Annotated in this window: 21 protein-coding genes and 2 tRNA genes; 9 read left to right on the top strand and 14 right to left on the bottom strand. The window is 65.8% G+C overall.

From position 1 onward, the window contains the following. The first annotated feature begins 86 nt into the window (after nucleotides 1–86). Together EBN1_RS16235 and EBN1_RS16230 are read left to right on the top strand one after the other, a co-directional pair. Nucleotides 87–722 carry a response regulator gene (locus EBN1_RS16235; protein WP_011239055.1) on the top strand — a complete coding sequence of 212 codons (636 nt, stop codon included), beginning with the start codon at nucleotides 87–89 and terminating at the stop codon, nucleotides 720–722. Nucleotides 723–743: 21 nt separating this feature from the next. After that, complete coding sequence (locus EBN1_RS16230) at nucleotides 744–2,228, top strand: PAS domain-containing sensor histidine kinase (RefSeq protein WP_162014370.1); 1,485 nt, start codon at nucleotides 744–746, stop codon at nucleotides 2,226–2,228. 315 nt (nucleotides 2,229–2,543) lie between these two features. Here EBN1_RS16230 and EBN1_RS16225 read toward each other — a convergent pair whose 3' ends face one another. Beyond that, nucleotides 2,544–4,058, bottom strand: a complete 1,515-nt coding sequence (locus EBN1_RS16225; RefSeq protein ID WP_157866633.1) for a bifunctional diguanylate cyclase/phosphodiesterase — start codon at nucleotides 4,056–4,058, stop codon at nucleotides 2,544–2,546. A gap of 361 nt (nucleotides 4,059–4,419) precedes the next feature. Here EBN1_RS16225 and hutH point away from each other — a divergent pair, with 361 nt between their 5' ends. From hutH to EBN1_RS16190, 7 genes are all read left to right on the top strand, one after another. Then, on the top strand, nucleotides 4,420–6,000 hold the full coding sequence (hutH, locus tag EBN1_RS16220; protein ID WP_011239051.1) for a histidine ammonia-lyase: 1,581 nt from the start codon (nucleotides 4,420–4,422) through the stop codon (nucleotides 5,998–6,000). Nucleotides 6,001–6,020: 20 nt separating this feature from the next. Continuing rightward, the gene (gene hutU / locus EBN1_RS16215) at nucleotides 6,021–7,709 is read left to right on the top strand and encodes a urocanate hydratase (RefSeq protein WP_011239050.1); all 1,689 of its coding nucleotides are present in this window, start codon (nucleotides 6,021–6,023) and stop codon (nucleotides 7,707–7,709) included. Nucleotides 7,710–7,713: 4 nt separating this feature from the next. Continuing rightward, complete coding sequence (gene hutI / locus EBN1_RS16210) at nucleotides 7,714–8,952, top strand: imidazolonepropionase (protein ID WP_011239049.1); 1,239 nt, start codon at nucleotides 7,714–7,716, stop codon at nucleotides 8,950–8,952. Further along, complete coding sequence (gene hutG / locus EBN1_RS16205; RefSeq protein ID WP_011239048.1) at nucleotides 8,936–9,961, top strand: formimidoylglutamase; 1,026 nt, start codon at nucleotides 8,936–8,938, stop codon at nucleotides 9,959–9,961. Before hutI ends, hutG begins: the two co-directional genes overlap by 17 nt. Before the next feature lie 110 nt (nucleotides 9,962–10,071). After that, nucleotides 10,072–11,934, top strand: a complete 1,863-nt coding sequence (locus EBN1_RS16200; protein ID WP_041646515.1) for a DEAD/DEAH box helicase — start codon at nucleotides 10,072–10,074, stop codon at nucleotides 11,932–11,934. A gap of 79 nt (nucleotides 11,935–12,013) precedes the next feature. Continuing rightward, a tRNA-Leu gene (locus EBN1_RS16195) sits at nucleotides 12,014–12,098 on the top strand. Between the two features lie 40 nt (nucleotides 12,099–12,138). Then, the gene (locus tag EBN1_RS16190) at nucleotides 12,139–12,582 is read left to right on the top strand and encodes a DUF1178 family protein (RefSeq protein WP_041646514.1); all 444 of its coding nucleotides are present in this window, start codon (nucleotides 12,139–12,141) and stop codon (nucleotides 12,580–12,582) included. Nucleotides 12,583–12,611: 29 nt separating this feature from the next. On the opposite strand, the gene EBN1_RS16185 is transcribed toward EBN1_RS16190, so the two are convergent. The 13 genes from EBN1_RS16185 to EBN1_RS16125 form a co-directional block, all read right to left on the bottom strand. Continuing rightward, a complete protein-coding gene (locus EBN1_RS16185; RefSeq protein ID WP_011239046.1) occupies nucleotides 12,612–13,814 on the bottom strand; it encodes an alkaline phosphatase family protein in 1,203 nt (400 codons plus the stop codon). Nucleotides 13,815–13,873: 59 nt separating this feature from the next. Continuing rightward, a tRNA-Gly gene (locus tag EBN1_RS16180) sits at nucleotides 13,874–13,949 on the bottom strand. A 377-nt stretch (nucleotides 13,950–14,326) separates the two neighbouring features. Continuing rightward, nucleotides 14,327–15,130 (bottom strand): enoyl-CoA hydratase, encoded by an 804-nt coding sequence (locus tag EBN1_RS16175; protein ID WP_011239045.1) that lies wholly within the window; start codon nucleotides 15,128–15,130, stop codon nucleotides 14,327–14,329. A 57-nt stretch (nucleotides 15,131–15,187) separates the two neighbouring features. Further along, nucleotides 15,188–16,393 (bottom strand): 3-oxoadipyl-CoA thiolase, encoded by a 1,206-nt coding sequence (pcaF, locus tag EBN1_RS16170; protein ID WP_011239044.1) that lies wholly within the window; start codon nucleotides 16,391–16,393, stop codon nucleotides 15,188–15,190. A gap of 13 nt (nucleotides 16,394–16,406) precedes the next feature. Beyond that, a complete protein-coding gene (gene paaK / locus EBN1_RS16165) occupies nucleotides 16,407–17,726 on the bottom strand; it encodes a phenylacetate--CoA ligase PaaK (RefSeq protein ID WP_011239043.1) in 1,320 nt (439 codons plus the stop codon). Between the two features lie 107 nt (nucleotides 17,727–17,833). Then, on the bottom strand, nucleotides 17,834–19,495 hold the full coding sequence (gene paaN / locus EBN1_RS16160; protein WP_011239042.1) for a phenylacetic acid degradation protein PaaN: 1,662 nt from the start codon (nucleotides 19,493–19,495) through the stop codon (nucleotides 17,834–17,836). A gap of 82 nt (nucleotides 19,496–19,577) precedes the next feature. Continuing rightward, nucleotides 19,578–20,654, bottom strand: a complete 1,077-nt coding sequence (gene paaE / locus EBN1_RS16155) for a 1,2-phenylacetyl-CoA epoxidase subunit PaaE (protein WP_011239041.1) — start codon at nucleotides 20,652–20,654, stop codon at nucleotides 19,578–19,580. Between the two features lie 28 nt (nucleotides 20,655–20,682). Then, on the bottom strand, nucleotides 20,683–21,234 hold the full coding sequence (paaD, locus tag EBN1_RS16150; RefSeq protein WP_277813114.1) for a 1,2-phenylacetyl-CoA epoxidase subunit PaaD: 552 nt from the start codon (nucleotides 21,232–21,234) through the stop codon (nucleotides 20,683–20,685). 4 nt (nucleotides 21,235–21,238) lie between these two features. Continuing rightward, entirely contained in the window at nucleotides 21,239–21,994 is a 756-nt protein-coding gene (gene paaC / locus EBN1_RS16145; protein WP_011239039.1) for a 1,2-phenylacetyl-CoA epoxidase subunit PaaC, read from the bottom strand. 21 nt (nucleotides 21,995–22,015) lie between these two features. Continuing rightward, on the bottom strand, nucleotides 22,016–22,297 hold the full coding sequence (paaB, locus tag EBN1_RS16140; protein WP_011239038.1) for a 1,2-phenylacetyl-CoA epoxidase subunit PaaB: 282 nt from the start codon (nucleotides 22,295–22,297) through the stop codon (nucleotides 22,016–22,018). 25 nt (nucleotides 22,298–22,322) lie between these two features. Continuing rightward, on the bottom strand, nucleotides 22,323–23,324 hold the full coding sequence (paaA, locus tag EBN1_RS16135; RefSeq protein WP_011239037.1) for a 1,2-phenylacetyl-CoA epoxidase subunit PaaA: 1,002 nt from the start codon (nucleotides 23,322–23,324) through the stop codon (nucleotides 22,323–22,325). Between the two features lie 361 nt (nucleotides 23,325–23,685). After that, complete coding sequence (locus tag EBN1_RS16130; RefSeq protein ID WP_011239036.1) at nucleotides 23,686–24,318, bottom strand: response regulator; 633 nt, start codon at nucleotides 24,316–24,318, stop codon at nucleotides 23,686–23,688. Further along, nucleotides 24,296–25,423, bottom strand: a complete 1,128-nt coding sequence (locus tag EBN1_RS16125; RefSeq protein WP_049780300.1) for a PAS domain-containing sensor histidine kinase — start codon at nucleotides 25,421–25,423, stop codon at nucleotides 24,296–24,298. The genes EBN1_RS16130 and EBN1_RS16125 overlap by 23 nt, the downstream gene beginning before the upstream one ends. Between the last annotated feature and the right edge of the window lie 197 nt (nucleotides 25,424–25,620).

Below are 25,620 nucleotides of genomic sequence, written 5' to 3'. Positions count from 1 at the left end.
CGGTTGTTGCGAGTAGACCGATACATGAAGAAGACCGCTCTCATTGCGGCATTACGGAATCAGAAGCACCACCAAGGAGGATTTTCATGATACGGGTACTCGTAGCCGACGACCATTTCCTTGTTCGGGAAGGTCTGAAAATGACAATTGCCGCCATGCAGGATGTCGAGGTAGTAGCCGAGGCCACCAATGGCGGCGAGGTGCTGGCCGCCATCAAGACCTGCAACGCCCATGTGCTGTTGCTGGACATGTCGATGCCTGGCCTGTCCGGCGTCGATCTGGTCAGGCGGGTAAAAAGCGAGTGGCCAGGCTTGCCCATCCTCGTGCTCAGCATGTACGGCGAAACACAACTGGCGGCCAAGGTGCTGCAGAGTGGTGCAAGCGGCTACGTGACCAAGGGCAAGGGACGGGAAATCCTGCTGTCGGCCATCCGCAAGGTGGCGAGTGGTCATCGTTACATAGATCCGGATCTGGCCGAGAAAATCCTTTTCGATGTGCGTATGCCGACTGCTTCGGTACAAGAGCAGCTTACCCACCGGGAATCCCAGATTCTGCGCATGCTGCAAGCGGGCAAGAGCGTAACGCAAATTGCCAACGAGTTGTCCGTGAGTCCCAAGACGGTCAGTACCCACAAGATACGGGCAATGCAAAAGCTGCACTGCCAAAACAATGTCGAGTTGCTCAAATATGCGCCGGAAGCCGCCGTGGAAGCCTGTTTCTAGGTACGGGCGATGAAGCGGGCCATGCCGATGGAAGTCACCGCCGCCGCCGGGGCGCCGCAGCTCAACTATGACCAGGCTTTTGCCACGTGGGTCCAGCAGTCGAAGGATATGTTCGCCCGGTTCGGCGGCAATTTCGACATTCAGTACGCCAACCCGGCGTTTTGCCGAAATTTCGGTATCGCCATGGATGCCATTGCCGATGCCGGCTTGAGCCAGTTTGGAATCCTCCGCGAGATATCGACCCAGTGGTGCGATCTGCTGGAGCGGGCTTACAACGATGGCAAGGAGCGTTCGGAGGAGCTATGGCTGCCGACGCAAAATGGCCTGCGCTGCTTTCGCATGCATGTCGCGCCCGAGCGGCTCACGGGAAATGGCCCGGTTGAATCGGTCTGGGCGGATGGCCGCGACATCACCGATATCCGGGGGGCTCAAAGCATTCTTGGTGAGACCGAGGCGCGTTTCAAGGCGATTGTCTCGAACGTACCCGGCGCAGTATTCCAGCTTGCCATGCACAGGTTCGATGATCTGCCCAGGTTCCAGTATGTCAGCGATGGCATCGTCGCCCTGTCCCGCCTTGCGCCGGAAAAGCTGCGGCGCAGTTCGGACAATTTCACCGGTTTGATTCATCCCGACGATATCGCGGCATTTCACCAATCCATGAAATCGTCATCGGAGACCCTGACCAGGTGGAGCTGGGCGGGACGTCTTTGTGCCGGTACCCACGCCGAGCGCTGGATCAGTCTCCAGGCCACGCCCCGGCTCATGGATGCCGGAATGGTACTGTGGGACGGCATCATGCTGGATGCCACGGATGCCCGGCGCAACGAAGAGAAGTTGCGTCAGTCCGAGGAATTTCTGCGTGACTTGTGCGTGCGCGTCGGCATGATTCGCGAAGAGGAAAAATCCGCCATCGCGCGCGAGATTCACGATGAGCTGGGGCAGCTGCTCACCGTCCTGAAAATGGATTTGTCCTGCATGCGGGAGGCCGGCGGTCTCGATTCACGTTCGGTTGCCAAGATGCTGCGCATGGAAAGCCTGACCGACGATATCCTCTACCGGGTTCGGGACATTGCCAGCACACTCCGGCCCAAGGTTCTCGACCTCGGGCTGGCGCCCGCCATCGAATGGCTGGCGCAGGAATTTTCGTCCCATACCCGCATCGTTTGCCGTCTGTCCATCAATGGCGACGAGTTGTGCGGCAACCTCGACAGCACGGCGATCACGGCAATCTTCCGCATTGTGCAGGAGTCCCTGACCAACGCGGCGCGGCATGCAAGGGCAAAACACATCGACATTTCCCTGACCCGGCGCGGGCAGTTCCTGCAATTGCTGATTCGTGACGACGGTGTCGGGTTCGATCCAGACGCACTCCCGATTTGCTGTAATGGTCTCAGCGGTATTCGGGAACGAGCAGTGATTCTCGGCGCCGAATTGAGGATCGATTCGTCGGCACACACGGGCACTACCCTGGAAGTCCTTATTCCCCACGTCGTCACGAGTGCCTGAGGTGCGCACTTCTCCCGCACGCGGTGTCGTCTTCGCCGTACCGCGGGTTGCTTGTGGCTGACGGAGATCCGCCCGGCCGACCATCAGGCGCTGCGGAACTCCGGCGAGCGACCTCGCCAAAGGCCTTGTTGTAGTGGAGCGTGTCAAAGTCGTGTGTAACGAAATCATATAGTTACGAGATTAACTGTCGCACCCCGGATGTCCGGCACGCGAGGCGAATGCTGCGGTCGTTGCTGTACGCGGATCAGGACACCCCGTCTCCCTGTCAAAAATCGGTCCCGGGAAACGACGGCAGACCCCGCTGCCGGGAAATTGCTACGCAGTGCCGCCTTGGTTATCGGGCCATGCGCCGGAACCCTGCTCTGCCGGCATGAAGGTGTAGCATCGCTTGCCGTTGGCCTTGGAGCGGTACATCGCGGCGTCCGCCTGCTGCAGCAATTTCTCACAGGTGGTTTCCACGCCGGCATATATTGCAATGCCGATACTGGCAGAGATGCGAACGGAGATTTCTCCGATTCGGTACGGATCGGAAAGACTCTCCACCAGCTTGCGCGCCAGCGCCGCGGCCCCGTCGGCTCCCGCCGCGAACACTACGACCACGAACTCGTCACCGCCGAGCCGCGCAGCGACGTCGGAGCGACGAATTCCGCTGTTGATGCGTTGCGAGACGGCTCGCAGCAGCTCGTCGCCGATTCCATGGCCGTGGCGGTCGTTGACCGACTTGAAGCCATCGAGGTCAATGTAGAGGAGAGCGAGTTCGGTGTCGCATCGCTGTGACAAAGCCAGTTGATCGTTGACGATTTCGTTCAGCAGCGCCCGATTGGCCAAGCCCGTCAGTTCGTCGTGGAGTGCCTTGTGCCGGGTCTGCTGCAACATCGCGGATGCCTTGATCAGCGCTCCTCCGACCTCGTCGGCTTCCCGTAGCCGGAAGCTGGGAACGACGATCGCCTCGCCGGAGCCCAAGGCCACGGCCGGACCGGTCAATCCGTAGAAAGCGCCGGCAATCCGGCCCCCGAGCCTCCAAGCAAGAAGCAGACTACTGCCCAGCAGAACCACCGTACCGAGGACCAGCCAGCCGAGCGACTGCTGCAGCCGGTTCGTGAGCGCTTCCCGGGGAATGCTGATGACCGTCGTCCACCGGGAAACGGCGGATCGACTGAAAACGGATATGACAGGAAGGCCCGCGTCGGTAAGGATTTCGATCGATCCCTCGGCGGCTTCGGCGAGCCTCTCTGTCAAGGCCTGCGAACCCTTCCGCCCGATGAACTGCTCCACTTCAGTGTGGGCAGCGACAATGCCTTCGCCATCCAGTATTTGGCCGGTCCAGCCGCCCGGCAGGCGCTGCTCGTTGAGGATTCTGGACAGGCGATCCGGAAAAAAACCCATGCTCAGAGCGTAGACGACCCGCTCGTCGCGGTGCACCGGTACCGAGACGCTGAGCGCCGGCCGGTGCACCACCGGCCCGACAAAAAGCCCGGAGACATACGTACGCCCTGTTTCCAGGACGTGCCTCAACTGCGGCATCACCCCTCCGAAAGGCAAGGGTTCACCGAACGGCCGGAACGTGTTGATCCGCTGTCGGCCGGTCGTATCGGTCAGCACGACGTTATTGGCCGACCGGGTTTGCAGAACCTGCATCGCCTGGTCGTGGAAGGCCGCGAGATCGTTGGAAGCCAGGTAGGGCGACGTCGCGAGGACGTTCAGCGCCGACTCCGTCGCGGCCAGTTCGCGGTCAACCGCGGACGTCAGTGCGCGGGCAGTCGCGATCACCTCGCGCACGAGTTGAGCATTCTCGCGCTGATAGTTGTAATGGATCAGCGCCGCGGTCATCAATGACGCAGGCAAGATGCACGCCGTGACGAGCAGGGCGAGTCGGGAACGGATGGTCGGAGTGCACGCTGCCGTCATGGGGCGATGATCGCCGAGTTGGCCGGATTTTCGTTTTTGGTCTTCGGCAGACTGCGAATGCCGCGATGCCCAAGGGTAGCGCCTTCCCACCTCCAGGGCCAGCCAATCGAATAACGCAAATTGAATAACGTCAGTCTATGATCAAACGGTGAATGGCATCCGCTGCACGAACCCGGGCAGCGGACCATCCTGGCACGACGAGTGCCGTATGACCGCGGTCGCCTCCCGGGCAACAAATTTTCCGGCGCACGAGCGGTCAAAGCGCCACCAGGGGGAACTCCCGATGACTGCCGTTTGCCTTCATCCAGGCCGATTGACGCTCGCCGAACTGCGCACGATCGCGTTCAGCGACAGCCGGCTCGAGCTCGAACCGGCCTGCTTTCCGGTGGTCGCGCGCGGCGCCGCGACGGTTGCGGCGATCGCGCGCAGCGGCGAGCCGGCCTACGGCATCAACACCGGTTTCGGCCGCCTCGCGCAGACGCACATCCCGGACGATCAGCTCGAACTTCTGCAGAAAAATCTCGTGCTGTCGCACGCGGTGGGAGTCGGCGAACCGCTCTCGGCGCCGACGGTGCGCCTGGTGCTGGCGTTGAAGATCGCGAGCCTTGCACGCGGACACTCCGGTGTGCGCATGGAACTCATCAATGCGCTGCTCGGGCTCTTCAACGCCGGCGTCATCCCTCGCGTGCCGTCCAAAGGCTCGGTCGGCGCGAGCGGCGACCTGGCACCGCTCGCACACCTTTCGGCGCTGCTGCTGGGCATCGGCGAGGCATATGTCGACGGCCGACACGTACCCGCGACCGAGGCTCTGGCGATCGCGGGACTCGCGCCGATGACGCTCGCGGCGAAGGAAGGCCTTGCGCTGCTCAACGGCACGCAGGTGTCGACGGCGCTGGCGCTCGTCAATCTGTTCGCGATCGAGACCGTGTTTCGCACCGCGCTCGTCGCCGGAGCGCTGTCGGTCGACGCCGCGGCCGGCTCGTTCAAGCCGTTCGATGCCCGGATCCACGCGTTGCGCGGCCAGCCGGGGCAGATCGACGCTGCCGCCACCTACCGGCAGCTGCTCGAGGGCAGCGGGATCAACCTTGCGCATCGCGACTGCGGCAAGGTGCAGGACCCGTACAGCCTGCGCTGCCAGCCGCAGGTTATGGGTGCCTGCCTCGACCAGATGCGCCACGCCGCGCGCGTCCTGCTGATCGAAGCGAACGCCGTGTCCGACAACCCGCTGGTTTTTCCGGACAGCGGCGAAGTGCTGTCGGGCGGGAACTTCCATGGCGAACCGGTCGCTTTCGCCGCTGACGCGCTCGCGCTGGCCGCGGCCGAGATCGGGGCGCTGGCCGAGCGGCGCATCGCGCTGCTGATCGACGCCACGCTGTCGGGCCTGCCGCCTTTCCTCGTCACCGAAGGCGGCGTCAATTCCGGCTTCATGATCGCGCACGTCACGGCGGCCGCGCTCGCCTCCGAGAACAAGCTTCTCGCGCATCCGGCGAGCGTCGATTCGTTGCCGACGTCGGCGAACCAGGAGGATCACGTTTCGATGTCGACGTTCGCCGCCCGCAAGCTCGGCGAGCTCGCCGACAACACCGCGACGATCCTCGCGATCGAGCTGCTCGCCGCGGCGCAGGGCGTCGAGCTGCGCGCACCGCACCGCACCTCGCCGCGCCTGCAGGCCGTGCTCGCGCTGATCCGCAGCCGCGTCCCGCATTACGACATCGACCGCTATTTCGCGCCCGACATTGCATCGATCAAGGACGAGGTGTCGGCGGGAGCCTTCGCACGCCATTGTCCCTTGTCTTTCGACTCCGAACGCGTGGCGGACGGCGAGGCGTCCCGCTCCGCCACGCCGGATGACGAATCCCTCTGAAGCGCTCGCAGGAGGCCGCGATGAACGAAGTCCACAGCACCGATCCTCGCTACGCGCCGGGCCGCATCGTGCGGTCGCCGCATGGCGCGACGCTGCACTGCCGCAACTGGCTCATCGAGGCCGCGTGGCGGATGATCCAGAACAACCTCGACCCCGAAGTGGCCGAGCACCCCGAACATCTCGTCGTCTATGGCGGCATGGGGCGCGCGGCGCGCGACTGGGCGTGCTTCGACAGGATCCTCGCGACGCTGCGCGAACTGGGCGAGGATGAGACGTTGCTGGTGCAGTCCGGCAAGCCGGTCGGCGTGTTCCGCACCCACGTCGATGCGCCACGCGTGCTGATCGCGAATTCCAACCTGGTGCCGAAGTGGGCAACTTGGGAGCACTTCAACGAGCTCGACCGCAAAGGCCTGATGATGTTCGGCCAGATGACTGCGGGCTCGTGGATCTACATCGGCTCGCAGGGCATCGTGCAGGGTACATACGAAACGTTCACCGCCTGCGCCGACCGTCATTTCGGCGGGCACGCCGCGCGGCGGTGGATCCTCACCGGCGGACTCGGCGGCATGGGCGGCGCGCAGCCGCTCGCGGCGACGATGGCGGGCTTCTCGATGATGGCGGTCGAGTGCGACGAGACGCGCATCGACCTGCGCCTGAAGACGCACTACCTCGACCGCAAGGCCGCTTCGCTCGACGAGGCGCTCGCATTGCTCAATGCGGCGCGGGCCGAGGGCCGCACGCTGTCGGTGGGCCTCGTCGGCAACGCAGCCGACGTATTCGAGGAGATCGCGCGCCGCGGCGTCAAGCCCGATGTCGTCACCGACCAGACCAGCGCGCACGATCCGATCCACGGCTACCTGCCGCAAGGCTGGACGCTGCAGCAATGGCGCGAGCGCCAGCGCAGCGACCCGCAGAGCATCATCGAGCCGGCGAAGCGCTCGATGGCCAACCAGGTGCGCGCGATGCTGGCGCTGCAGCGAGCCGGTGCGGCGGTATTCGACTACGGCAACAACATCCGCCAGATGGCCCACGACGCCGGCGTCATCGACGCGTTCTCGTTTCCCGGCTTCGTCCCGGCGTACATCCGCCCGCTGTTCTGCCGTGGCTACGGCCCGTTCCGCTGGGTCGCGCTGTCGGGCGAGCCGAAGGACATCCATCGCAGCGACGCGAAAGTGAAGGAGCTGATCCCCGACGACCGGCACCTGCACAACTGGCTCGATCTCGCTCGCCATCGCATCACGTTCCAGGGCCTGCCGGCGCGCATCTGCTGGCTCGGCCCGAAGGACCGTTACCGCGTCGGCCTCGCGTTCAACGAGATGGTGCGCCACGGCGAACTGCATGCGCCGATCGTCATCGGCCGCGACCATCTCGATACCGGTTCGGTCGCGAGCCCGAACCGTGAAACCGAGGCGATGCGCGACGGCTCCGATGCCGTGTCCGACTGGCCGCTGCTCAACGCGCTGCTCAACACCGCGAGCGGCGCGACGTGGGTGTCGTTTCATCACGGCGGCGGCGTCGGCATGGGGTATTCGCAGCACGCGGGCCAGGTCATCGTCTGCGACGGCACCGACGGGGCGGCGCGGCGGATCGCACGCGTGCTGTTCAACGACCCGGCGAGCGGCGTGATGCGCCATGCCGACGCGGGCTACGAGGAAGCGCTCGCGACGGCGCGGGAAATCGGCCTGCGCCTGCCGATGCACGACGCCTGATCACATGGCCGCCTGGGACCTGCTGTTCCGCCGCGTGCATCTCGCGACATTCGCCGGCGACGAACCGTACGGCGCGCTGCGTGACGGTGCGCTCGCGGTGCGGACCGGGCGCATCGAGTGGCTCGGCGCCGAACGCGACCTGCCGCGCGAGGCCCGCGCCGCCCAGGAGATCGATGGCGCCGGCGGCTGGCTGCTGCCGGGGCTGATCGACTGCCACACCCATCTCGTCCATGCCGGCAACCGCGCCCGCGAGTTCGAGCTGCGCATGCAGGGCGCGAACTACGAGGAGATCGCGCGCGCCGGCGGCGGCATCCGCGTAACGGTCATCGCGACGCGGGCCGCCGACGAGGCGGCGCTCGTAGTCGCGAGCCGGCCGCGTCTCGCCCGACTGATCGCCGAGGGTGTCACGACGGTGGAGATCAAGTCCGGCTACGGGCTGGAACTGTCCGCCGAGCGACGCATGCTGCGCGCAGCGCGCGCGCTGGGAGACACCGCGCCGGTACGCGTGACGACAACGTTCCTCGGCGCGCACGCACTGCCGCCCGAATACGACGGACGCGCCGACGACTACATCGCTGAAGTCTGTGACGTGATGCTGCCGGCGCTCTATCGCGAAGGCCTCGTCGATGCCGTCGACGCGTTCTGCGAGCGCATCGCGTTCAGCCCGGCGCAGACCGAAGCGGTGTTCCGCGCGGCCCGTGCGCTCGGGCTTCCCGTCAGGCTGCATGCCGAGCAGCTCTCGGATTCGGGTGGCGCGGCACTCGCGGCCCGGTACGGCGCGCTGTGCGCCGATCATCTGGAACACCTCTCCGAAGCCGGTGCAGCGGCGCTCGCCGCGGCCGGCAGCGTCGCCGTGCTGCTGCCGGGGGCATTCTATTTCCTGCGCGAGACACACCTTCCACCGGCCGCGCGGCTGCGCGCGCTCGGCGTGCCGGTCGCCATCGCCACCGACTGCAACCCCGGCACTTCGCCGCTCAGTTCGCTGCTGCTCGCGCTCAACATGGCCTGCGTGCTGTTCCGCCTCTCCCCCGCCGCTGCGCTCGCCGGGGTCACGCGCAACGCGGCTCGGGCGCTCGGCCGCGGCGACGACCTCGGCACGCTGGAGGCCGGAAAACTCGCCGACCTCGGCCTGTGGAACGTCGATACCCCGGCCGAGCTGTGCTACCACCTCGGCTACAACCCGCTCGCGCTGCGCGTGTTCGGCGGACAAATCAGCGGAGCCGGTGATGTCGCACAAGGATGAAGAGGATCGGGGGCCGTGGCACGGCCGCATCGACGTGCATGAGGGCCCGCGGGCATTGCGCTGGCACCAATGCGTCAAGATGCTGGCGCCCGAAGCGCCCCCGGGCATCGTGCTGCTCGGTTTTCCCTGCGACCTCGGCGTGCGGCGCAACCATGGCCGCGCCGGAGCCGCCGAAGGCCCCGCGGCGCTGCGCCGCACGCTCGCGAACCTGGCTTGGCACGGAGAGTGGCCGGTGTACGACGCGGGCGACGCCGGCGATGTGGGCGCCAGCACGCACGACGCCGGCGAGCAGACGCTCGAGACGATGCAGGGCGACTACGCTCGACGCATCACGGCGCTGCTCGAGGCCGGCCATGTGCCAATCGGTCTCGGTGGCGGCCACGAAATCGCGTGGGCAGCCTGGCAGGGATTTGCCGTGCATGCGATCCGCGAGCCGCACCCGCCGCGCATCGGCATACTCAACGTCGACGCTCATTTCGACCTGCGCACGGCACCCGCGGGCAATTCGGGCACGCCGTTCCGCCAGATCGCTGCGGACTGCGGAGTCCGCGACTGGAATTTCCGCTACTGCGTGCTGGGGATCGCCGAAGCGGCGAACACTGCCGCGTTGTTCGACCGCGCCCGCGCGCTTGGCGTCGCGTTTCGCCTCGACGAGGAAATGGGCGCGCGCGATCTCGATGCAACCGCCAGCACGGTGCGCGATTTCCTCGCCGGCATCGACTGGCTCTACCTGACGCTGTGCCTCGACGCGCTGTCGGGTGCGTGCGCGCCCGGCGTCAGCGCGCCGGCGACGATCGGCGTCGAGCCGGCCGTCGTTGAGGCGGTGATCCGCATCGCCGTCGCGAGCGGCAAGCTTCGCCTCGCTGACGTCGCCGAACTCAACCCTTCCCTCGACCCCGACGGCCGGACCGCGCGTCTGGCAGCACGCCTCGTCTGGCGGCTCGCGCGCGAAATCGCCCGTCGCCCATGTGATGTGCGGTCTGGGCTGCATCTCCCCGCGCGCGATTGAGCCAAGCGGCACCGGCAGGATTTCGGTACGATGCGCTTCATTCGCTAAGCGCCCCGTTACTCTCGACGGATCGGCGCCTTTTCCCTTTCCGCTGCCCGCACCAGAATCCCATGACTTCCCCCATCGAAAGCTTCGCCCAACTCGATCTCCGTGCACCGCTGCTCGATGCGCTGTCCGAAATCGGCTATGAAACGCCGTCGCCGATCCAGGCGATATGCATCCCGCATCTGCTCGCCGGCCACGACCTGCTCGGGGAAGCGCAGACCGGTACCGGCAAGACTGCCGCGTTCGCGCTGCCGCTGCTCGACCGGCTCGACCTCGCAGTCAAAAATCCGCAGGTGCTCGTACTCGCGCCGACCCGCGAACTCGCGATCCAGGTCGCCGAGGCTTTCCAGCGTTACGCGAAGAACCTGCCGGGTTTCCACGTGCTGCCGGTGTATGGCGGCCAGAGCATGGTCGTGCAACTGCGCCAGCTCGCCCGCGGCGCACATGTCATCGTCGGCACCCCGGGCCGCGTCATGGACCACATCGAGCGCAAGAGCCTCAATCTCGACAGCCTGACGACATTGGTGCTCGACGAAGCCGACGAGATGCTGCGCATGGGGTTCATCGACGACGTCGAATGGATCCTGCAGCACACGCCGGCCGAGCGGCAGACGGCGCTGTTCTCGGCGACGATGCCCGACGCGATCCGCCGCGTCGCGCACCGTTACCTGCGCGAGCCGCGCGAGGTCAAGATCAAGGCCAGCACGACGACGGTGTCGACGACGCGTCAGCGCTACTGCCAGATCAGCGTCGCGCACAAGCTCGACGCGCTGACGCGCATCCTCGAAGTCGAGGAGGATTTCGACGCCGCGATCATCTTCGTCCGCACCAAGACCGCGACCGTCGAGCTCGCCGACAAGCTCGAGGCGCGCGGCTACTCGGCCGCCGCGCTGAACGGCGACATGACGCAGCAGCTGCGCGAGCGCGTCATCGAACAGCTCAAGGGCGGACAGCTCGACATCGTCGTCGCCACCGATGTCGCTGCGCGCGGCCTCGACGTGTCGCGCATCAGCCACGTCATCAACTACGACATCCCGTACGACACCGAAGCGTATGTGCATCGCATCGGACGCACCGGGCGCGCGGGTCGCACCGGCAGCGCGATCCTGTTTGTCGCGCCGCGCGAGATGCGGATGCTGAAAGTCATCGAGCGCGCGACCCGCCAGCCGATCGAGGCGCTGCAACTGCCGTCGCGCGAGGCCGTCGCGGACAAGCGGGTCGCCGCGTTCCGCCAGCAAGTCGCCACCGTGCTCGAATCCGAAGACCTCGCATTTTTCCGCGACGTCGTCGCCGGCATGGAATCGACGCACGAAGCCGAACTCCACGACATCGCCGCCGCCCTCGCCTTCCTCGCGCAGCGCGAGCGCCCGCTGCAGTTGCCGGAGTCGAAAGGCCCCGACATCGCCCGCCTGCCCGAACCGCGGCGCGAACCAGGCGCCGAGCGCGCCCCGCGCGAAAACCGCGACAAAATACTCGAACGCCGACGCGAGTTTTCCGAGGGCAATCTGCAGCGCTACCGCATCGAAGTCGGCCGCAACCAGCAGGCGACGCCGAAGGATATCGTCGGCGCGATCGCCAACGAGGCCGGCATCGAAAGCCGCTATATCGGGCAGATCAACCTCTACGAGGACTACAGCACCGTCGAACTGCCGAGCGCCCTCCCGCACGACGTGCTCGACATCCTGCGCCGCGTGCGCGTACGCCAGCACCAGCTGAACATCCGCCCGCTCGACGCGGAGGAAGCGAAGCGCGACGCGGCCCGCGTGCGCCCGGGAGCCCCTCGTCCGGGCGCGGCGCCGCGTCACGCGGCTCACCCTGGAAGCAAACCCGCTCATCCGGGAAGGGTCGGCCCGAGATCCTTCAGCAGCGAAAAGCGCACGCCGTCCCCCGGCTTCAAACCGGGCAAGAAAAAACCGCACGATCGCTGAGCTCCCTGCACGGTCAGGAACAGCCGGAGCACGTTGTGCAGGCGTGTCGGCCACGGGGTAGAATGCGCCACCCATCGGCGCCGGGGTGGTGAAATCGGTATACACAGCGGATTTAAAATCCGCCGCCTTCGGGCTTACGGGTTCAAGTCCCGTCCCCGGCACCAGCGAGCGCACTGCGCGTGATTTTCTCCAGGACTTCCGGCGGTGATCGTTCTGAACCTTTGCTGCGACCACGAGCACCTGTTCGAAGGCTGGTTCGGCTCGGCTGCCGCGTTCGAAGCCCAGCGTGAGCGCGGACAGGTCATCTGTCCCGTTTGCGGCTCGGCCTCGATCAGCCGGCGTCCGACCGCTCCGTACGTCAACACCGGCTCGACTCCGCCGCCCGCTCCGGCGCCGCGCCCCTCGTCGCGCCCCGCAACCGCACGGCAGATGGACGCAGTCGCCACGGCCGTGGCAATGCTGCGTCGCTTCGGCAAGGAGTCGGAGGACGTCGGCGAGCGGTTCGTCGAGGAAGCCCGCCGCATCCACTACGGCGAAAGCGAAGCGCGCAACATAAAGGGGAAAGCGTCGCACGACGACGTCGGGGAACTCATCGACGAAGGCATCATGGTGCTTCCCGTACCGCCCGACGACGAAGAGCTACACTGACTCTCCTGCCAGCCCGCTCCCCGTGGGCTTCAACAACGTGCGTGAATCAGCGGCACCCACATTTCCTGCGGCGACAGTCCGCCATGCACGCCGATCATCCGGTGCGCGCGTTCGCCCGGCACGCGGTCCGTGATCGTCCAGCCCGGTTCCATCAGCAGCGCATGGCTGCCGATGCGTTCGCGCAACTGCCGGTGTCGCGGCCCCGGGCCGAAAAACCCGCTGCGCAGCAGCTCCGGCGAACGGACCAGCACCGCCTTGCCCGCCAGCTCCGCCTCGACGAACGAGCGGAAATCGTCCTCGACCCCCCGGCGAAGCTCACAGAGTGCAGCCCGGCGTTCGCCGAACAACGGCCCGGCGAGCATTGCCGCAGCATCCGGAAACCGTTCGAAGCGGATCACGCGCTCTGCCGGCGAATCGATGAAGCCATGGTCCGCGCTCACGACGACGTCGACGCCGGTTCCGGCCAGTTGGTCGAGCAAGGCGGCGAACGCGGCGTCGATGTGGCGAAACTGCGCGACGGCCTCGTCGGACTCGCAGCCGTGCGCATGACTGAGCGCATCGAACACGGGATAGTAGGCGTGAATATAGCCGCCCGCCGCACGCTTCAGCGCCCTTGCTGCAGTCGCTATCGCAGCGACCATCCCCTGGAGCCCCCGATACGCGACGATGTCGGCGCCACGGCCATGCCTCGCGGAGTATGGCGAATACGCAATGCTGCGCGGATTGACGTAAATCGACTTGCGCCTGCGGTTCCGGAACAGGCTCGGGTACGGGAAGAGCCGCTCCGGAGCCATCGGGCCGCGAATGAGTCCGCCCGAACGTTTCCTCATCGGCAACGGCGCAACCACGCCGCCAAACCGCCTGTCGTGGATGAACCAGCCGGTCAAGCCATGGCGGGCCGGCGCGAGGCCGGTGAGCGTGGTCGTCACTGCGCTCGCCGTCGTGCTCGGGAAAACCGAAGTCATGCGTCGCCGCCGGTGCGCGAGCAGCGTGCTCCCCGATCCGAAACGCTGCAGGAACGCGTCGCCGAGGCCGTCGATGAGCAGGAACACCAGCACCGGCCCGGGTTCATCCTGCGCGCGATCGGTGCGTTCCTCGCCCGGCACCGTCCAGTGCTGACCGTCGAGATAGCCACGGATCGCGCCGACGAGGCCATAAAGGCCGTTCGCCCCGTAATCGGGCACGACGGCAGCACGCGGCAACGAAAATGGGATGTTTCGGCAGGCGGACATGGCCAGAGCCGGTAAACGACAAAAGGAAGGTGCGCTTGCACCTTCCTTTTGTCAATTTCTGGAGCGGGAAACGAGTCTCGAACTCGCGACCTCAACCTTGGCAAGGTTGCGCTCTACCAACTGAGCTATTCCCGCATGTACTTCCAGCGGCGCGAACCGGATCAGTATCGGCGCGGATTTCAGGACCGCTGCCACTCGCTTCTGCCACCGCTCGACACGTCGCTGCGTTGTCGAGGCGCGCATAATGCCGGATGTCTGCACTTTCTGCAAGTGTTCGAAGCCCGCTTGTAAGGAGCAAATAGACTGTCCGGACTTGTAGCACGTGGTCTGTCCGGTTTCATTTGGCACGAAGGAGGTGCCGATGAGACGATTTGAGGAAGCCTGTGCGGGCTGGCATTGATCCCAGCGTGATCATGCCATGAAGCGATTCATCGAAGATCAGGTGGATGAGGAGCGGACAGCCGGTGCGGCAAGCTGTAGCGGAAGTAATACGCGCTTGATCGATCGCGTAATCAACAATGACTGAACGAAGCGTTGCGTTTCGCGAGGAAGGCCGCCATGCCTTCCTTCTGGTCCTGCAAGCCGAAGGCGGCGTGGAAACTCCGGCGTTCGAACAGCAGCCCTTCCGATAGCCCCGATTCGAAGGCACGATTCACCGATTCCTTGATCATCATCGCGACCGGCAGCGAGAAGGCTGCGATTCTTGCGGCCGCTTCGAGCGCCTCGTCGAGCAGGCGCTCGGCGGGGACGATGCGCGACACGAGTCCGGCACGCTCGGCTTCCTGCGCGTCCATCATGCGCGCGGTCAGGCACAGGTCCATCGCCTTCGCCTTGCCGACCGCGCGCGGCAGCCGCTGCGTGCCGCCCGCGCCCGGAAGCACGCCGAGCCGGACTTCGGGTTGACCGAAGCGGGCGGTCTCCGCGGCGATGACGAGGTCGCAGGTCATTGCGAGCTCGCATCCGCCGCCGAGCGCAAAGCCGCCGACCGCGGCGATGACCGGCTTGCGGATGCGCGCCAGGCGGTCCCAGTTGCGCGACACGTAGTTCGTCTTGTAGACGTGGACGAAGTCCCAGTCCGCCATCGCGCCGATGTCCGCGCCAGCGGCGAAGGCCTTGTCGGAGCCGGTGATGACGATCGCGCCGATGCCGTCGTCGGCGTCCATCGCCTCGAGCTCGTCGCCGAGCCGGTCGATCAGCGCGTCGCTGAGCGCGTTGAACCGCGACGGCCGGTTCAGCCGCAGCAGGCCGACCCGCCCGCGCCGGTCGACGAGGATCGGTGGCTCGGCGGCCGCTTCGTTGGAATGATCGAGATTCATCACTTTTGTCTCCTTCGATGTCTTTCTCATGCGGGCCGTTGCTCGGCTGGTGCCACGTCAGACCCTTTCGATGACGAGTGCGATGCCTTGCCCCACGCCGATGCACATCGTGCATAGCGCGTAGCGGCCGCCGGTGCGTTCAAGCTGGTTCAGCGCCGCGGTCACCAGACGCGCGCCCGACGCACCGAGCGGGTGGCCCATCGCGATCGCGCCGCCGTTCGGGTTCACGTGCGCGGCATCGTCCGCAAGGCCGAGGTCGCGCGTCACCGCCAGCGCTTGCGCCGCGAACGCCTCGTTGAGCTCGATGACGTCCATGTCGGCGAGCGTCAGCCCGGCCTTCGCGAGCACCTTCTTCGACGCCGGCGACGGGCCGAAGCCCATGATGCGCGGAGCGAGACCGGCAGCGGCCATCGCGACGACCCGGGCACGCGCCTTCAGGCGGTAGCGCTCGACTGCCGCTTCGGACGCGAGGAGCACGGCGCACGCGCCGTCATTGACGCCGGACGCGTTGCCGGCAGTGACCGTGCCGTCCGGGCGGACGACGCCTTTCAGCTTCGCAAGCGTTTCGAGCGTGGTTTCGGGGCGCGGATGCTCGTCCGTGGTGAAGAGCTTCGGTTCACCCTTTTTCTGCGGAATCGCCACCGGCACGATCTCGTTCGCGAAGAGGCCCGCTTCGTTCGCAGCCGCCCAGCGCTGCTGCGAACGCAGTGCGAGCGCGTCCTGGTCGGCGCGGCTGATGTTGAAGTCGGTCGCGACGTTCTCGGCCGTTTCGGGCATCGAGTCGATGCCGTACTGCGCCTTCATCAGCGGGTTCACGAAGCGCCAGCCGATGGTCGTGTCCTCGATCTTCGCGCTGCGCGAGAACGCCGTGTCGGCCTTGCCCATCACGAAGGGCGCGCGGCTCATGCTCTCGACGCCGCCGGCGATCATCAGGTCCGCTTCGCCGGACTTGATCGCCCGCGCGGCCATGCCGACCGCGTCGAGGCTGGAACCGCACAGGCGGTTGACCGTCGTGCCGGGGACGTCCTGCGGCAGCCCCGCCAGCAGCGCCGCCATGCGCGCGACGTTGCGGTTGTCCTCGCCGGCCTGGTTGGCGCAGCCGTAGATGACGTCATCGACGGCGGCCCAGTCGACGTCAGGGTTGCGCTCCACGAGAGCGCGGATCGGCAGCGCGGCGAGGTCGTCCGCACGGACCGAGGACAGCGTGCCGCCGTAGCGGCCGAAGGGGGTGCGGATCGCGTCGCAGATATAGGCGTTCTTCATGTTCTCTCCCTCCTCAGGCCGTCACGTTGCGCTTGTCGATGAGGCGCTTGGCCTTGCCGACGGAGCGGAACAGCGAGCCGGGCTGCGCCATCGTCGTCTTCGTGCTGATGCCGATATAGGACTTGATGTTGTGCTGCAGCAGCTTCGCGATCTCCTGCTGGCGCAGCGCGCCGAGGTCCGCCGCTTCGGTCGTCAGCTCGACGACGACTTCCATCTTGTCCATGTGGCCGTCGCGGGTGAGCTCGATCTGGTAGTGCGGCGACAGCTCCTTCTGCTTCAGGATCAGTTCCTCGATCTGGGTCGGGAACACGTTCACGCCGCGGATGATCAGCATGTCGTCGGAACGGCCGGTGATCTTGCCGATGCGGCGCATCGAGCGTGAGGTCGGCGGCAAGAGGCGGGTGAGATCGCGGGTGCGATAGCGGATGACGGGCAGCGCTTCCTTCGTCAGCGACGTGAAGACGAGCTCGCCCTCCTCGCCGTCGGGCAGCACTTCGCCGGTCTCCGGGTCGATGATTTCCGGGTAGAAGTGGTCTTCCCAGATCACCGGGCCGTCCTTGCTCTCGATGCACTCGCTGGCGACGCCCGGCCCCATCACCTCGGACAGGCCGTAGATGTCGACCGCATCGATGCCGGCGCGCGCCTCGATCTCGTGGCGCATCGCCTCGGTCCAGGGCTCGGCGCCGAAAATGCCGATCTTCAGCGATGAGTCGGCGGGGTCCAGGCCCTGGCGCACGAACTGCTCGAGGATGTTGAGCATGTAGGACGGCGTCACCATGATGGCCTTCGGCTTGAAGTCCTGGATCAGCTGGACCTGGCGCTCGGTCTGGCCGCCGGACATCGGCACGACGGTGCAGCCCAGCCGCTCGGCGCCGTAGTGCGCGCCCATGCCGCCGGTGAAGAGGCCGTAGCCGTAGGAGATATGCACGACGTCGCCCTTGCGCACGCCCGCGGCGTAGATGGAGCGCGCGACGAGGTTGGCCCAGTTGTCGATGTCGTTCTGGGTGTAGCCGACGACGGTCGGCTTGCCGGTCGTGCCGCTGGAAGCATGCACGCGGACGACCTCCTCACGCGGCACGGCGAAGAGGCCGAACGGGTAGTTGTCGCGGAAATCCTTCTTCACCGTGAAGGGAAATTTCGACAGGTCTTCCAGCGTCTTCAGGTCCGACGGATGCACGCCGGCCGCTTCGAAGCTGCGGCGATAGTGCGGGACGTTGTCGTAGGCGTGCTGGACGGTCTTCTTCAGGCGCTCGAGCTGCAGTGCGCGCAGTTCGTCGCGGCTCGCGGTCTCGATCGGGTCGAACCCGATGGAATTTCCCATGCGTGCGTTCATTGTCCTGCTCCTCTCTATGTGGGGTTGGAGCGGCGGCGGATCTTCCTGTCCGGATCCGCTTCGCCGCCCTGTCTGCTGGGTATGTCGTTCTTGTTTTTTCTGGCCGCTTACACGGCGAAGCGGTGCTGGATCACGCGGAAGCGGTTCGCGACGAAGGCACTGTCCGCATAGCTCGCGTTGGCCGACGGATTCGCACCCGTGCCGTGGTAATCCGAATACGCCGCCGACTGGTTCACATAGACGCCGCCGGTCAGGTTCAGCGACAGCGCCACGCCTGCGCGCTGTGTCGCGGTGATGACCTGCTGCGCGAAATCGGGCTTCGCCGTATAGGCGCCCACCGTCAATGCACCGTGTTCGGTCGTGATGCGCTCGGACAGCGCAATGGCTGCGGCAGCGTCGGGCGTGCGCACGACGAAGGCGATCGGGCCGAAACGCTCTTCCATGTAGGCGGCCTCGTCCGCGGCGTCGCACTTGAGCAGCACCGGCGTGCGCACAGTCGCTTCCGGATACTCGGGGTGCGCGACGGGCTGTGATGCCAGCACGACGTCACCCCAGCGCGAGGCTTCGTCGAGGCGTCCGAGCGTGTCGGAGGACTGGATGCATCCGAGCACCGCGCTGGCGACGGCGGGGTCCGCAAGCAGCTTGTCGATCGAACGGCCCAGATCGGCTGCGACCTCGTCGTAGCTCTTGTGGCCCTGGTCGGTATCGATGCCGCCGGCCGGCACGAGGATCGCCTGCGTCGTCGTGCACATCTGGCCCGAGTACAGCGACAGCGTGAAGGCAAGGTTGCGCAGCATCCCCTTGTAGTCGTCGGTCGATTCGATGACGACGTTGTTCACCCCGGCGAGCTCCGCATACACCTGCGCCTGTCGGCAGTTCTCGATCAGCCAGTTGCCGAAGCTGTTGCTGCCGGTGAAGTCGATCGACTTCACCGCCTTGTGCGTCGCGAGGAAGCGCGTCAGTTCGCGCGAGTCATCGACGGCGAGCAGCACCGCGTTGGGATCGGCGCCCGCTTCGGCGAGCACTTCGCGCAGCACGCGCACGGTGATCGCCGCAGGGAGGATCGCGTTGCGGTGCGGCTTCACGATGACCGGGTTGCCGGTCGCGAGCGCGGCGAAGAGGCCCGGATAGGTGTTCCAGGTCGGGAAGGTGCCGCAGCCGATCACCAGCGCAGTGCCGCGCCCGACGATCTCGTAGCGTTTCTTCAGCACCAGCGCCGGGTTCTTGCCCTGCGGCTTCTCCCAGTGCGCCTCTGCCGGAATCCCGGACATCTCGCGCCATGCGTAAGCCACCGCTTCGAGCGCGCGGTCCTGTGCGTGCGCCGCACCGGCCTGGAAGGCCATCATCCAGCCCTGTCCGGTCGTGAACATCACCGCGTGGGCGATCTCGAAGCTGCGCTGATTCAGGCGCACGAGGGCTTCGAGCAGCGCACCAACGCGGCCCTGCGGGCCCAGCGCCTGCAAAGAGCCGCGGGCGGCTTTCGACGCCTCGATCAGCGCTTCGCCGCTGCAACGCGGATAGCGGATATTAATCGGCACACCGTACGGCGAACGCTCACTGCCCGCGGTGCCGGTGCAGCCGGGCTGGTCGAGCTGGAATTCGGTACCGCAATAGGCGTCGAACGCGGCGCGGCCGTCGGCCATCGCGGTTTCGCCATAGACCTTCGGGCTCGGGTTCTCCGAGAAGGGGCTCCAGTAGCCGCGGTCGGTGACCGCCTGGACGGCACGGTCCAGCATCGCCTGATGGCGAGCAAACATGGGATGGGTCATCTCGATTCTCTCTGTAGGGTATTGGGGTCGGGCAGGCGCGGCCTCTCGCGGGCCGCTGCCTGAATTGCTGCAGGCCTGTCCGTCAGGTTTCCTGGTCGAAGTCCAGGACCAGCTTGTCGGTGACCGGGTAGCTCTGGCACGACAGGCGGAAGCCGCGCGCGATCTCGTAATCCTCGAGCGCGAAGTTCGTGTCGTGGTCGACCTCGCCATCGATGACCTTGCAGCGGCAGGTCGAGCACACGCCGCCCTTGCACGAGTACGGCATCTCGATGCCCTGCCCGAGGCCCGCGTCGAGCACCGAGTCCCGGTTCTTCGGCATCGTGAATTGGCGCACGCGGCCGTCCTGTATCACCGTGACCTCGCAGTCCTCGGTCCCCTTGACCGGATGCGAATGCACCGGGCGCGGCCCTTTCGGCAGGCTGGTCGCGAAGAGCTCCATCTTGATCGCCGACTTCGCCACGCCATGCGCCTGCAGCGACGCCGACACCGCTTCCATCATGTCCATTGGTCCGCAGATGAAGGCCACGTCGATGCGCTTGGCGTCGATCCAGCGCGTGAGCAGCGCGTCGCAGCGCTCGCGGTCAATGCGGCCGTTGAAGAGCTCGATGTCCTGCTGCTCGCGCGACAGCACGTGCACCAGGTTGAGGCGCTCGCCGTACTGGTCCTTCAGATCCGCCAGCTCTTCGCGGAACATCACGCTCGACGACGAGCGGTTGCCGTACACCAGCGTGAAGCGGCTGCCCTGCTCCGCCGCGAGGATGGTCTTGATCTGCGACAGAATCGGCGTGATGCCGCTGCCGGCCGCGAACGCCGCGTAGTTGCGGTGATGCTGCGGATCCGGCGCGACGCCGAAATGGCCCGAGGGCGGCATCACTTCGACACTCACGCCGGGCTTCATGAAATCGTTCGCCCAGTTCGAGAACAGCCCGCCATGCACGCGCTTGATCGCAATGCGCAGTGCGCGCTCGTCGGCGCCTGAACAGATCGAGTAGGACCGGCGCACGTCCTCGCCGCCGATCTCGGTGCGCAGGGTCAGGTGCTGGCCGGGGGCGTAGTGGAACGAATCCGCGAGCGACGGCGGCACGTCGAACGTGACGACGATCGCGTCGCGGGTCTCCGGGCGCACGCTGGCGACCCGCATATCGTGGAACTTGCTCATCTGTCTTGCTCCTCTCGGTGTGCCTTTCTCAGTGGCACTTGAAGTAGTCGAACGGTTCGAGGCAGTCGAGGCAGCGATGGAGCGCCTTGCACGGGGTCGAACCATGACGGCTGATCGGCGCGGTGTTCGCCGAACCGCAGTGCGGGCACGCGGCGGGCGCGTCGTCGGCCGTGCGCCGGCGCAGCCCGCTGATGTCGATCACCTGACGTCCGTCGGCGCGGCGAGCCGGCGGCGCGATGCCGTATTCCTGCAGCTTCCGGCGTCCCTCGCTGGTCAGCCAGTCCGTCGTCCAGGCCGGCGCGATGCGACTCGCCAGCCGCACTCGCTCCACCCCCCGCTCGCGCAGCGCCTCTTCGATGGAGCGGCCGATCACTTCCGTCGCCGGACAGCCCGAATAGGTCGGGGTGATCACCACCTCGCATACCGCTCCGGTCGGCTCGTCGTGCCAGTTCACCTCCCTCACGATCCCCAGATCGACGATCGAAATGACCGGAATTTCGGGATCGGGCACATCGGCAAGCCAGCCCCACACTTTCTCGCTGCGTTCGCGCAAGTCGCCCATCGCTGCCTCACTTATCACGCTGTCACCAGGTCGCGCCGGGATAAGCGCGCTGCAGGAACTGCATCTCGGCGAGCAGCAGGCCGAGGTGTTCCCCGTGCCGCCCCTGCTTGCCGCCCTTCTGCATCCATTCGCCCGCGGGAAGCTCGAGCGTCGCCTCGGCGAAGACTTCGCTCACCATCGCCAGCCACGCGTCCTTCAGCGTCGAGGGGTCGCACGCCAGCCCCTGCGCGCCCAGCAGCTCCTCGGTCTCGTCGGCGTTGAACATCTCGCCGGTGTACATCCACAGCTCCTCCACCGCCGCCTGCATGCGGCGCCGGCTCTCTGCGCTGCCGTCGCCCAGACGCACGACCAGATCGATGCTGCGACGCAGGTGGTAGGCGACTTCCTTGATCGCCTTCGAGGCGATGTCGGCGATGCGGTCATCGGCCGAGCGCCTCAGTGCGTCCAGCACCAGTTGATGCCACGCGTCGAAGAAGAACTGGCGCACCAACGTCTGGGCGTAATCGCCGTTCGGCTGCTCGACCAGCAGCAGGTTGGTGAACTCGTGCGAGTCGCGGCGGAAGGCCAGCGCGTCCTCGTCGCGGCCGCGTCCTTCGACCTCGCCGGCGTAGGACAGCCACATCCGCGCCTGGCCGATCAGGTCGAGCGCAATGTTGGTCAGCGCCATGTCCTCCTCGAAGGCCGGGCCCTTGCCGCACCATTCGGAAAGGCGCTGCGACAGCACCAGCGCGTTGTCGCCGAGGCGCATCAGATAAACGGACTTGTCATCGAGCAGCATGTCTGTCTCCAAATCCCGTCATCACATGTGCTTCACTTCTTCCGGCACCGGGAAGAAAGTGGGGTGACGATATATCTTGTTGTTCGCGGGCTCGAACAAGGCTTCCTTGTCGGCCGGGCTGCTCGCGCTCACTTCGGACGCGGGCACCACCCAGATCGACAGGCCTTCGTTGCGGCGCGTGTAGACGTCGCGAGCGTTGTTGATCGCCATCTCCGCATCCGGCGCATGCAGGCTGCCGACGTGCTTGTGGGCAAGGCCGTGCTGGCTGCGGATGAACACTTCCCAAAGGGGCCATTCCTTCATTTCTCTTCTCCTCTCGATCTCGTTATCAGGCGGCCTTGGCTGCCGCGACTTGTCTTTCGGATTTCTTTTCGGCGTGCGCGAGCAGCGCGTCGCGGAACCACGCACCGTCGTCCCAGGCCTTCACGCGGGTACGCAGGCGGTCGCGGTTGCACGGTCCGTTGCCGGCGACGACCTGGCGGAATTCCTCCCAGTCGATCGCGCCAAAGTCGTAGTGGCCGGTGTCCTCGTTCCACTTCAGTTCGTGATCGGGCACCGTCAGGCCCAGGTACTCGGCCTGCGGCAAGGTCTGGTCGACAAACTTCTGGCGCAGCTCGTCGTTCGACAGGATCTTGATCTTCCACTGCATCGACTGCGCGCTATGCACCGAGTCGCTGTCCGGGGGACCGAACATCATCAGCGCCGGCCACCACCAGCGATTCAGCGCGTCCTGCGCCATCTGCTTCTGCTCCGGTGTGCCGCGCGCCATCGTCATCACGAGGTCGTAGCCCTGGCGCTGGTGGAAGGACTCCTCCTTGCACACGCGCACCATCGCCCGCGAGTACGGGCCGTAGGAGCAGCGGCACAGCGGGATCTGGTTCATGATCGCCGCGCCGTCGACGAGCCAGCCGACCGTGCCGATGTCGGCCCAGTTCGTGGTCGGGTAGTTGAAGATGCTGGAATATTTCACCTTGCCCGACAGCAGGTCCGCGTAGACCTGGTCGCGCGTCACGCCGAGCGTCTCGGCCGCGCTGTAGAGGTACAGCCCGTGGCCGGCCTCGTCCTGGATCTTGGCCAGCAGGATCGCCTTGCGCTTCAAGGTCGGCGCGCGCGTCACCCAGTTGCCTTCGGGCAGCTGGCCGACGATTTCCGAGTGCGCGTGCTGCGAGATCTGGCGGATCAGCGTGCGACGGTAGCCTTCGGGCATCCAGTCCTTCGCCTCGATCTTGATGCCCGCGTCGATCTTTTCCTGAAACGCGCGCTCCTCGGCCGACATCTCGTCCAGCCCCTGCACCCGCTTCATCCCCGTGTCCACCATCTGGGCGTACATGTTCTTCCTCCTCTCTTCGGGTTCGTGCATCCGTCGTCAGACGTGATACGTATCCTCGCGCTTCGTTTGTCAGTGCTGCCTCATGACAATTACGCGTTGGATCGAATCCTATGGGAGCGCCTCAGATCAGAATGTCGGCGTGTTCTCGACCTCTTGTAGGAATTTTCTGATTACGGGATGCGGGAAGACGGTAGGCGGCGAAAGCCTTGTGCCAAAAGCACGTCAAGGCAATCCGCAAGTGCTTGTGATACACACCATGATGCGTGTCAAAGTGAGTTCTGTTTCATGTCATGAGCGTACCACATCGTCATGCGCGGGGAGCGCAGGAAGTCGAAGCAGGCGGCTCCAGACGGCTCCCGATTCAGTCCAGCAGGCCGTTGCGCATCGCGTACTGCACGAGTTCGGCATTGCTCGAGAGACTCAGCTTCTCGAGGATGCGCATCCGGTAGGTGCTGACGGTCTTCACCGACAGGCACATCTGCACCCCCACGTCGGTCAGCGACATGCCGCGCACGATCTTCATCATCACCTGCATCTCACGCGCCGTGAGCTTTTCGTGCGGCGCGCCTTCGCGCGCGCGGTCCATCTGCATCAGGAGATTCGCCGCACTGCGCGGAGAGACGTAACGCCCTCCCCCGACCACGTGCCGGATCGCGGCCAGCAGCTCCTGCGGTTCGACATCCTTCGAAAGGTAGGCATTCGCACGCGCGCGCAGGGCGAGCACGGCGTATTGCTCCTCCGGGTACATCGACAGCATGATCACCGGCAGCTCCGGGCGCTCGGCACGGAGCGACTCCAGAGTGTCGAGGCCGCTGCGTCCGGCCATGTTGATGTCCATCAGGATGACATCGAACTTGCCGCTGCGAATCTTGGCCAGCGCGCTCGCCCCATCACTCGCTTCGTCAGCAACGTGCATGTCCGCTTCGTCCGAGAGCATGCGCCTCAGCCCGGAGCGGAAGATCGTGTGATCATCAACGATCAGCAGTTCTATCATTGCTCCGTGGCCCCCTGTAGCCCGGCACGGCGAGGAGCACGACCGTTCCCCCGCCCGCGCGCGCATGAACGTACAACGACCCGCCGATGCTGCGCGCCCGTTCGGCCATGCTCAACATTCCGATCGACCCTTCCCTCATCGAAGGACGGTCGATTCCCTTCCCGTCATCGCGAACCTGCATCTCGAAGCGACCATCCCGGTTGCGCACGCGAACCTCGACGGTTTCCGCCTGCGCGTGCCGCCCGACGTTCGTCAATGCCTCCTGGAACACGCGGAAGCATTGCGTGGCCGTTTCCGCCGACAACTCGGGTTCGGCCCCCTCCATCATGAACCCGACCAGGATTTCGTTGCGCCGGCCGAAGGCCTCCAGCTCACTGCGGATGGCTGCGACAAGCCCGAGCGTATCCAGCATCCGCGGTCGCAGCTCGTCCGAAATCTGCCTGGCGGTGTCGATGGTGTCCTGGACCAGCGGGAGGAGTTCCTGCGTGATCTCCTGGATCTCGGCCAGCGCGGGACCGGAGCTCCGCCGCTGGATGCGGAAGACGTCGAGCTTGATCGAGCTGAGCATCCCGCCCAGGACGTCGTGTACCTCACGCGCCAATTGGCTGCGCAGCTCCTCGCGCGAGCTGTTCAGATATGAGGCGAGTTCCCGCAGCCGGCGTCGCGAACGATGAAGATCCTGATCCCGGCGAACGCGTTCGCTGACGTCGATCACGACTCCCGCCAGCGCAGCCTGGCCACGATAGTCGACCCGCGAACCATGCACCTCGATATGAACGACATGACCGTCACGGTGGCGGCACCGCGTGAAATAGCGGATCGACGACACTCCTTCGTGCATGCGACGACGGTAGTACTCCATCGCCTGCCCGACGAAATCGGGGAGCACGAGGTCCCGGATCGGGGTGCCAACGAACTCCTCCTGCGTGTAGCCGAACATCCCGGCGAAAGTCGAGTTCACGTACTGGAACCGTTCGTCGAAGACCAGATACACGCCCGCCAACGACTGCTCGATGATTCCCTGGAAAGGAATGTCGCGGAATTCGATCTCCGGGCGCTGGATTTGCGGAGCCGGCGTGTCGTCGGGACGTGGAGGTTCGGCCATGAGCTATCGGAACATTCCTGCCGATCGACGTCAATGGATCAGACTTTCGGACGTGCCGACACACGACTTCCGGGGCCTTCAAAGAGACCACGCGCCGGATGCGTTTGCAGGCGGGCGAGCGGCATGAATTCCCGCCGCAACGAAGGGGAAATTCCCGTCGAGGCGGGATTTGTTTGTGAGCGACAGATCTCAGCGCA

The sequence above is a fragment of the Aromatoleum aromaticum EbN1 genome, assembly GCF_000025965.1.
GTDB lineage: Bacteria > Pseudomonadota > Gammaproteobacteria > Burkholderiales > Rhodocyclaceae > Aromatoleum > Aromatoleum aromaticum.
Note: the sequence above shows the minus strand (reverse complement) of the source record. Positions and strands in the feature narration are given on the sequence as shown.

Bases quoted from the DNA above. Each gene is read 5' to 3' on its own strand.
- paaE (WP_011239041.1), bottom strand. From the start codon at position 20,654: ATGAGCAAGTTCCACGATATGCGGGTCGCCAGCGTGCGCCCGGAGACC.
- paaK (WP_011239043.1), bottom strand. From the start codon at position 17,726: ATGAACGCACGCATGGGAAATTCCATCGGGTTCGACCCGATCGAGACC.
- EBN1_RS16200 (WP_041646515.1), top strand. From the start codon at position 10,072: ATGACTTCCCCCATCGAAAGCTTCGCCCAACTCGATCTCCGTGCACCG.
- paaC (WP_011239039.1), bottom strand. From the start codon at position 21,994: ATGCTGCTCGATGACAAGTCCGTTTATCTGATGCGCCTCGGCGACAAC.
- pcaF (WP_011239044.1), bottom strand. From the start codon at position 16,393: ATGAAGAACGCCTATATCTGCGACGCGATCCGCACCCCCTTCGGCCGC.
- EBN1_RS16235 (WP_011239055.1), top strand. From the start codon at position 87: ATGATACGGGTACTCGTAGCCGACGACCATTTCCTTGTTCGGGAAGGT.
- EBN1_RS16130 (WP_011239036.1), bottom strand. From the start codon at position 24,318: ATGATAGAACTGCTGATCGTTGATGATCACACGATCTTCCGCTCCGGG.
- paaN (WP_011239042.1), bottom strand. From the start codon at position 19,495: ATGACCCATCCCATGTTTGCTCGCCATCAGGCGATGCTGGACCGTGCC.
- hutI (WP_011239049.1), top strand. From the start codon at position 7,714: ATGGCCGCCTGGGACCTGCTGTTCCGCCGCGTGCATCTCGCGACATTC.
- hutG (WP_011239048.1), top strand. From the start codon at position 8,936: ATGTCGCACAAGGATGAAGAGGATCGGGGGCCGTGGCACGGCCGCATC.
- EBN1_RS16185 (WP_011239046.1), bottom strand. From the start codon at position 13,814: ATGTCCGCCTGCCGAAACATCCCATTTTCGTTGCCGCGTGCTGCCGTC.
- EBN1_RS16175 (WP_011239045.1), bottom strand. From the start codon at position 15,130: ATGAATCTCGATCATTCCAACGAAGCGGCCGCCGAGCCACCGATCCTC.
- hutU (WP_011239050.1), top strand. From the start codon at position 6,021: ATGAACGAAGTCCACAGCACCGATCCTCGCTACGCGCCGGGCCGCATC.
- paaA (WP_011239037.1), bottom strand. From the start codon at position 23,324: ATGTACGCCCAGATGGTGGACACGGGGATGAAGCGGGTGCAGGGGCTG.
- EBN1_RS16125 (WP_049780300.1), bottom strand. From the start codon at position 25,423: ATGGCCGAACCTCCACGTCCCGACGACACGCCGGCTCCGCAAATCCAG.
- EBN1_RS16230 (WP_162014370.1), top strand. From the start codon at position 744: ATGCCGATGGAAGTCACCGCCGCCGCCGGGGCGCCGCAGCTCAACTAT.
- hutH (WP_011239051.1), top strand. From the start codon at position 4,420: ATGACTGCCGTTTGCCTTCATCCAGGCCGATTGACGCTCGCCGAACTG.
- paaB (WP_011239038.1), bottom strand. From the start codon at position 22,297: ATGAAGGAATGGCCCCTTTGGGAAGTGTTCATCCGCAGCCAGCACGGC.
- EBN1_RS16225 (WP_157866633.1), bottom strand. From the start codon at position 4,058: ATGACCGCGGCGCTGATCCATTACAACTATCAGCGCGAGAATGCTCAA.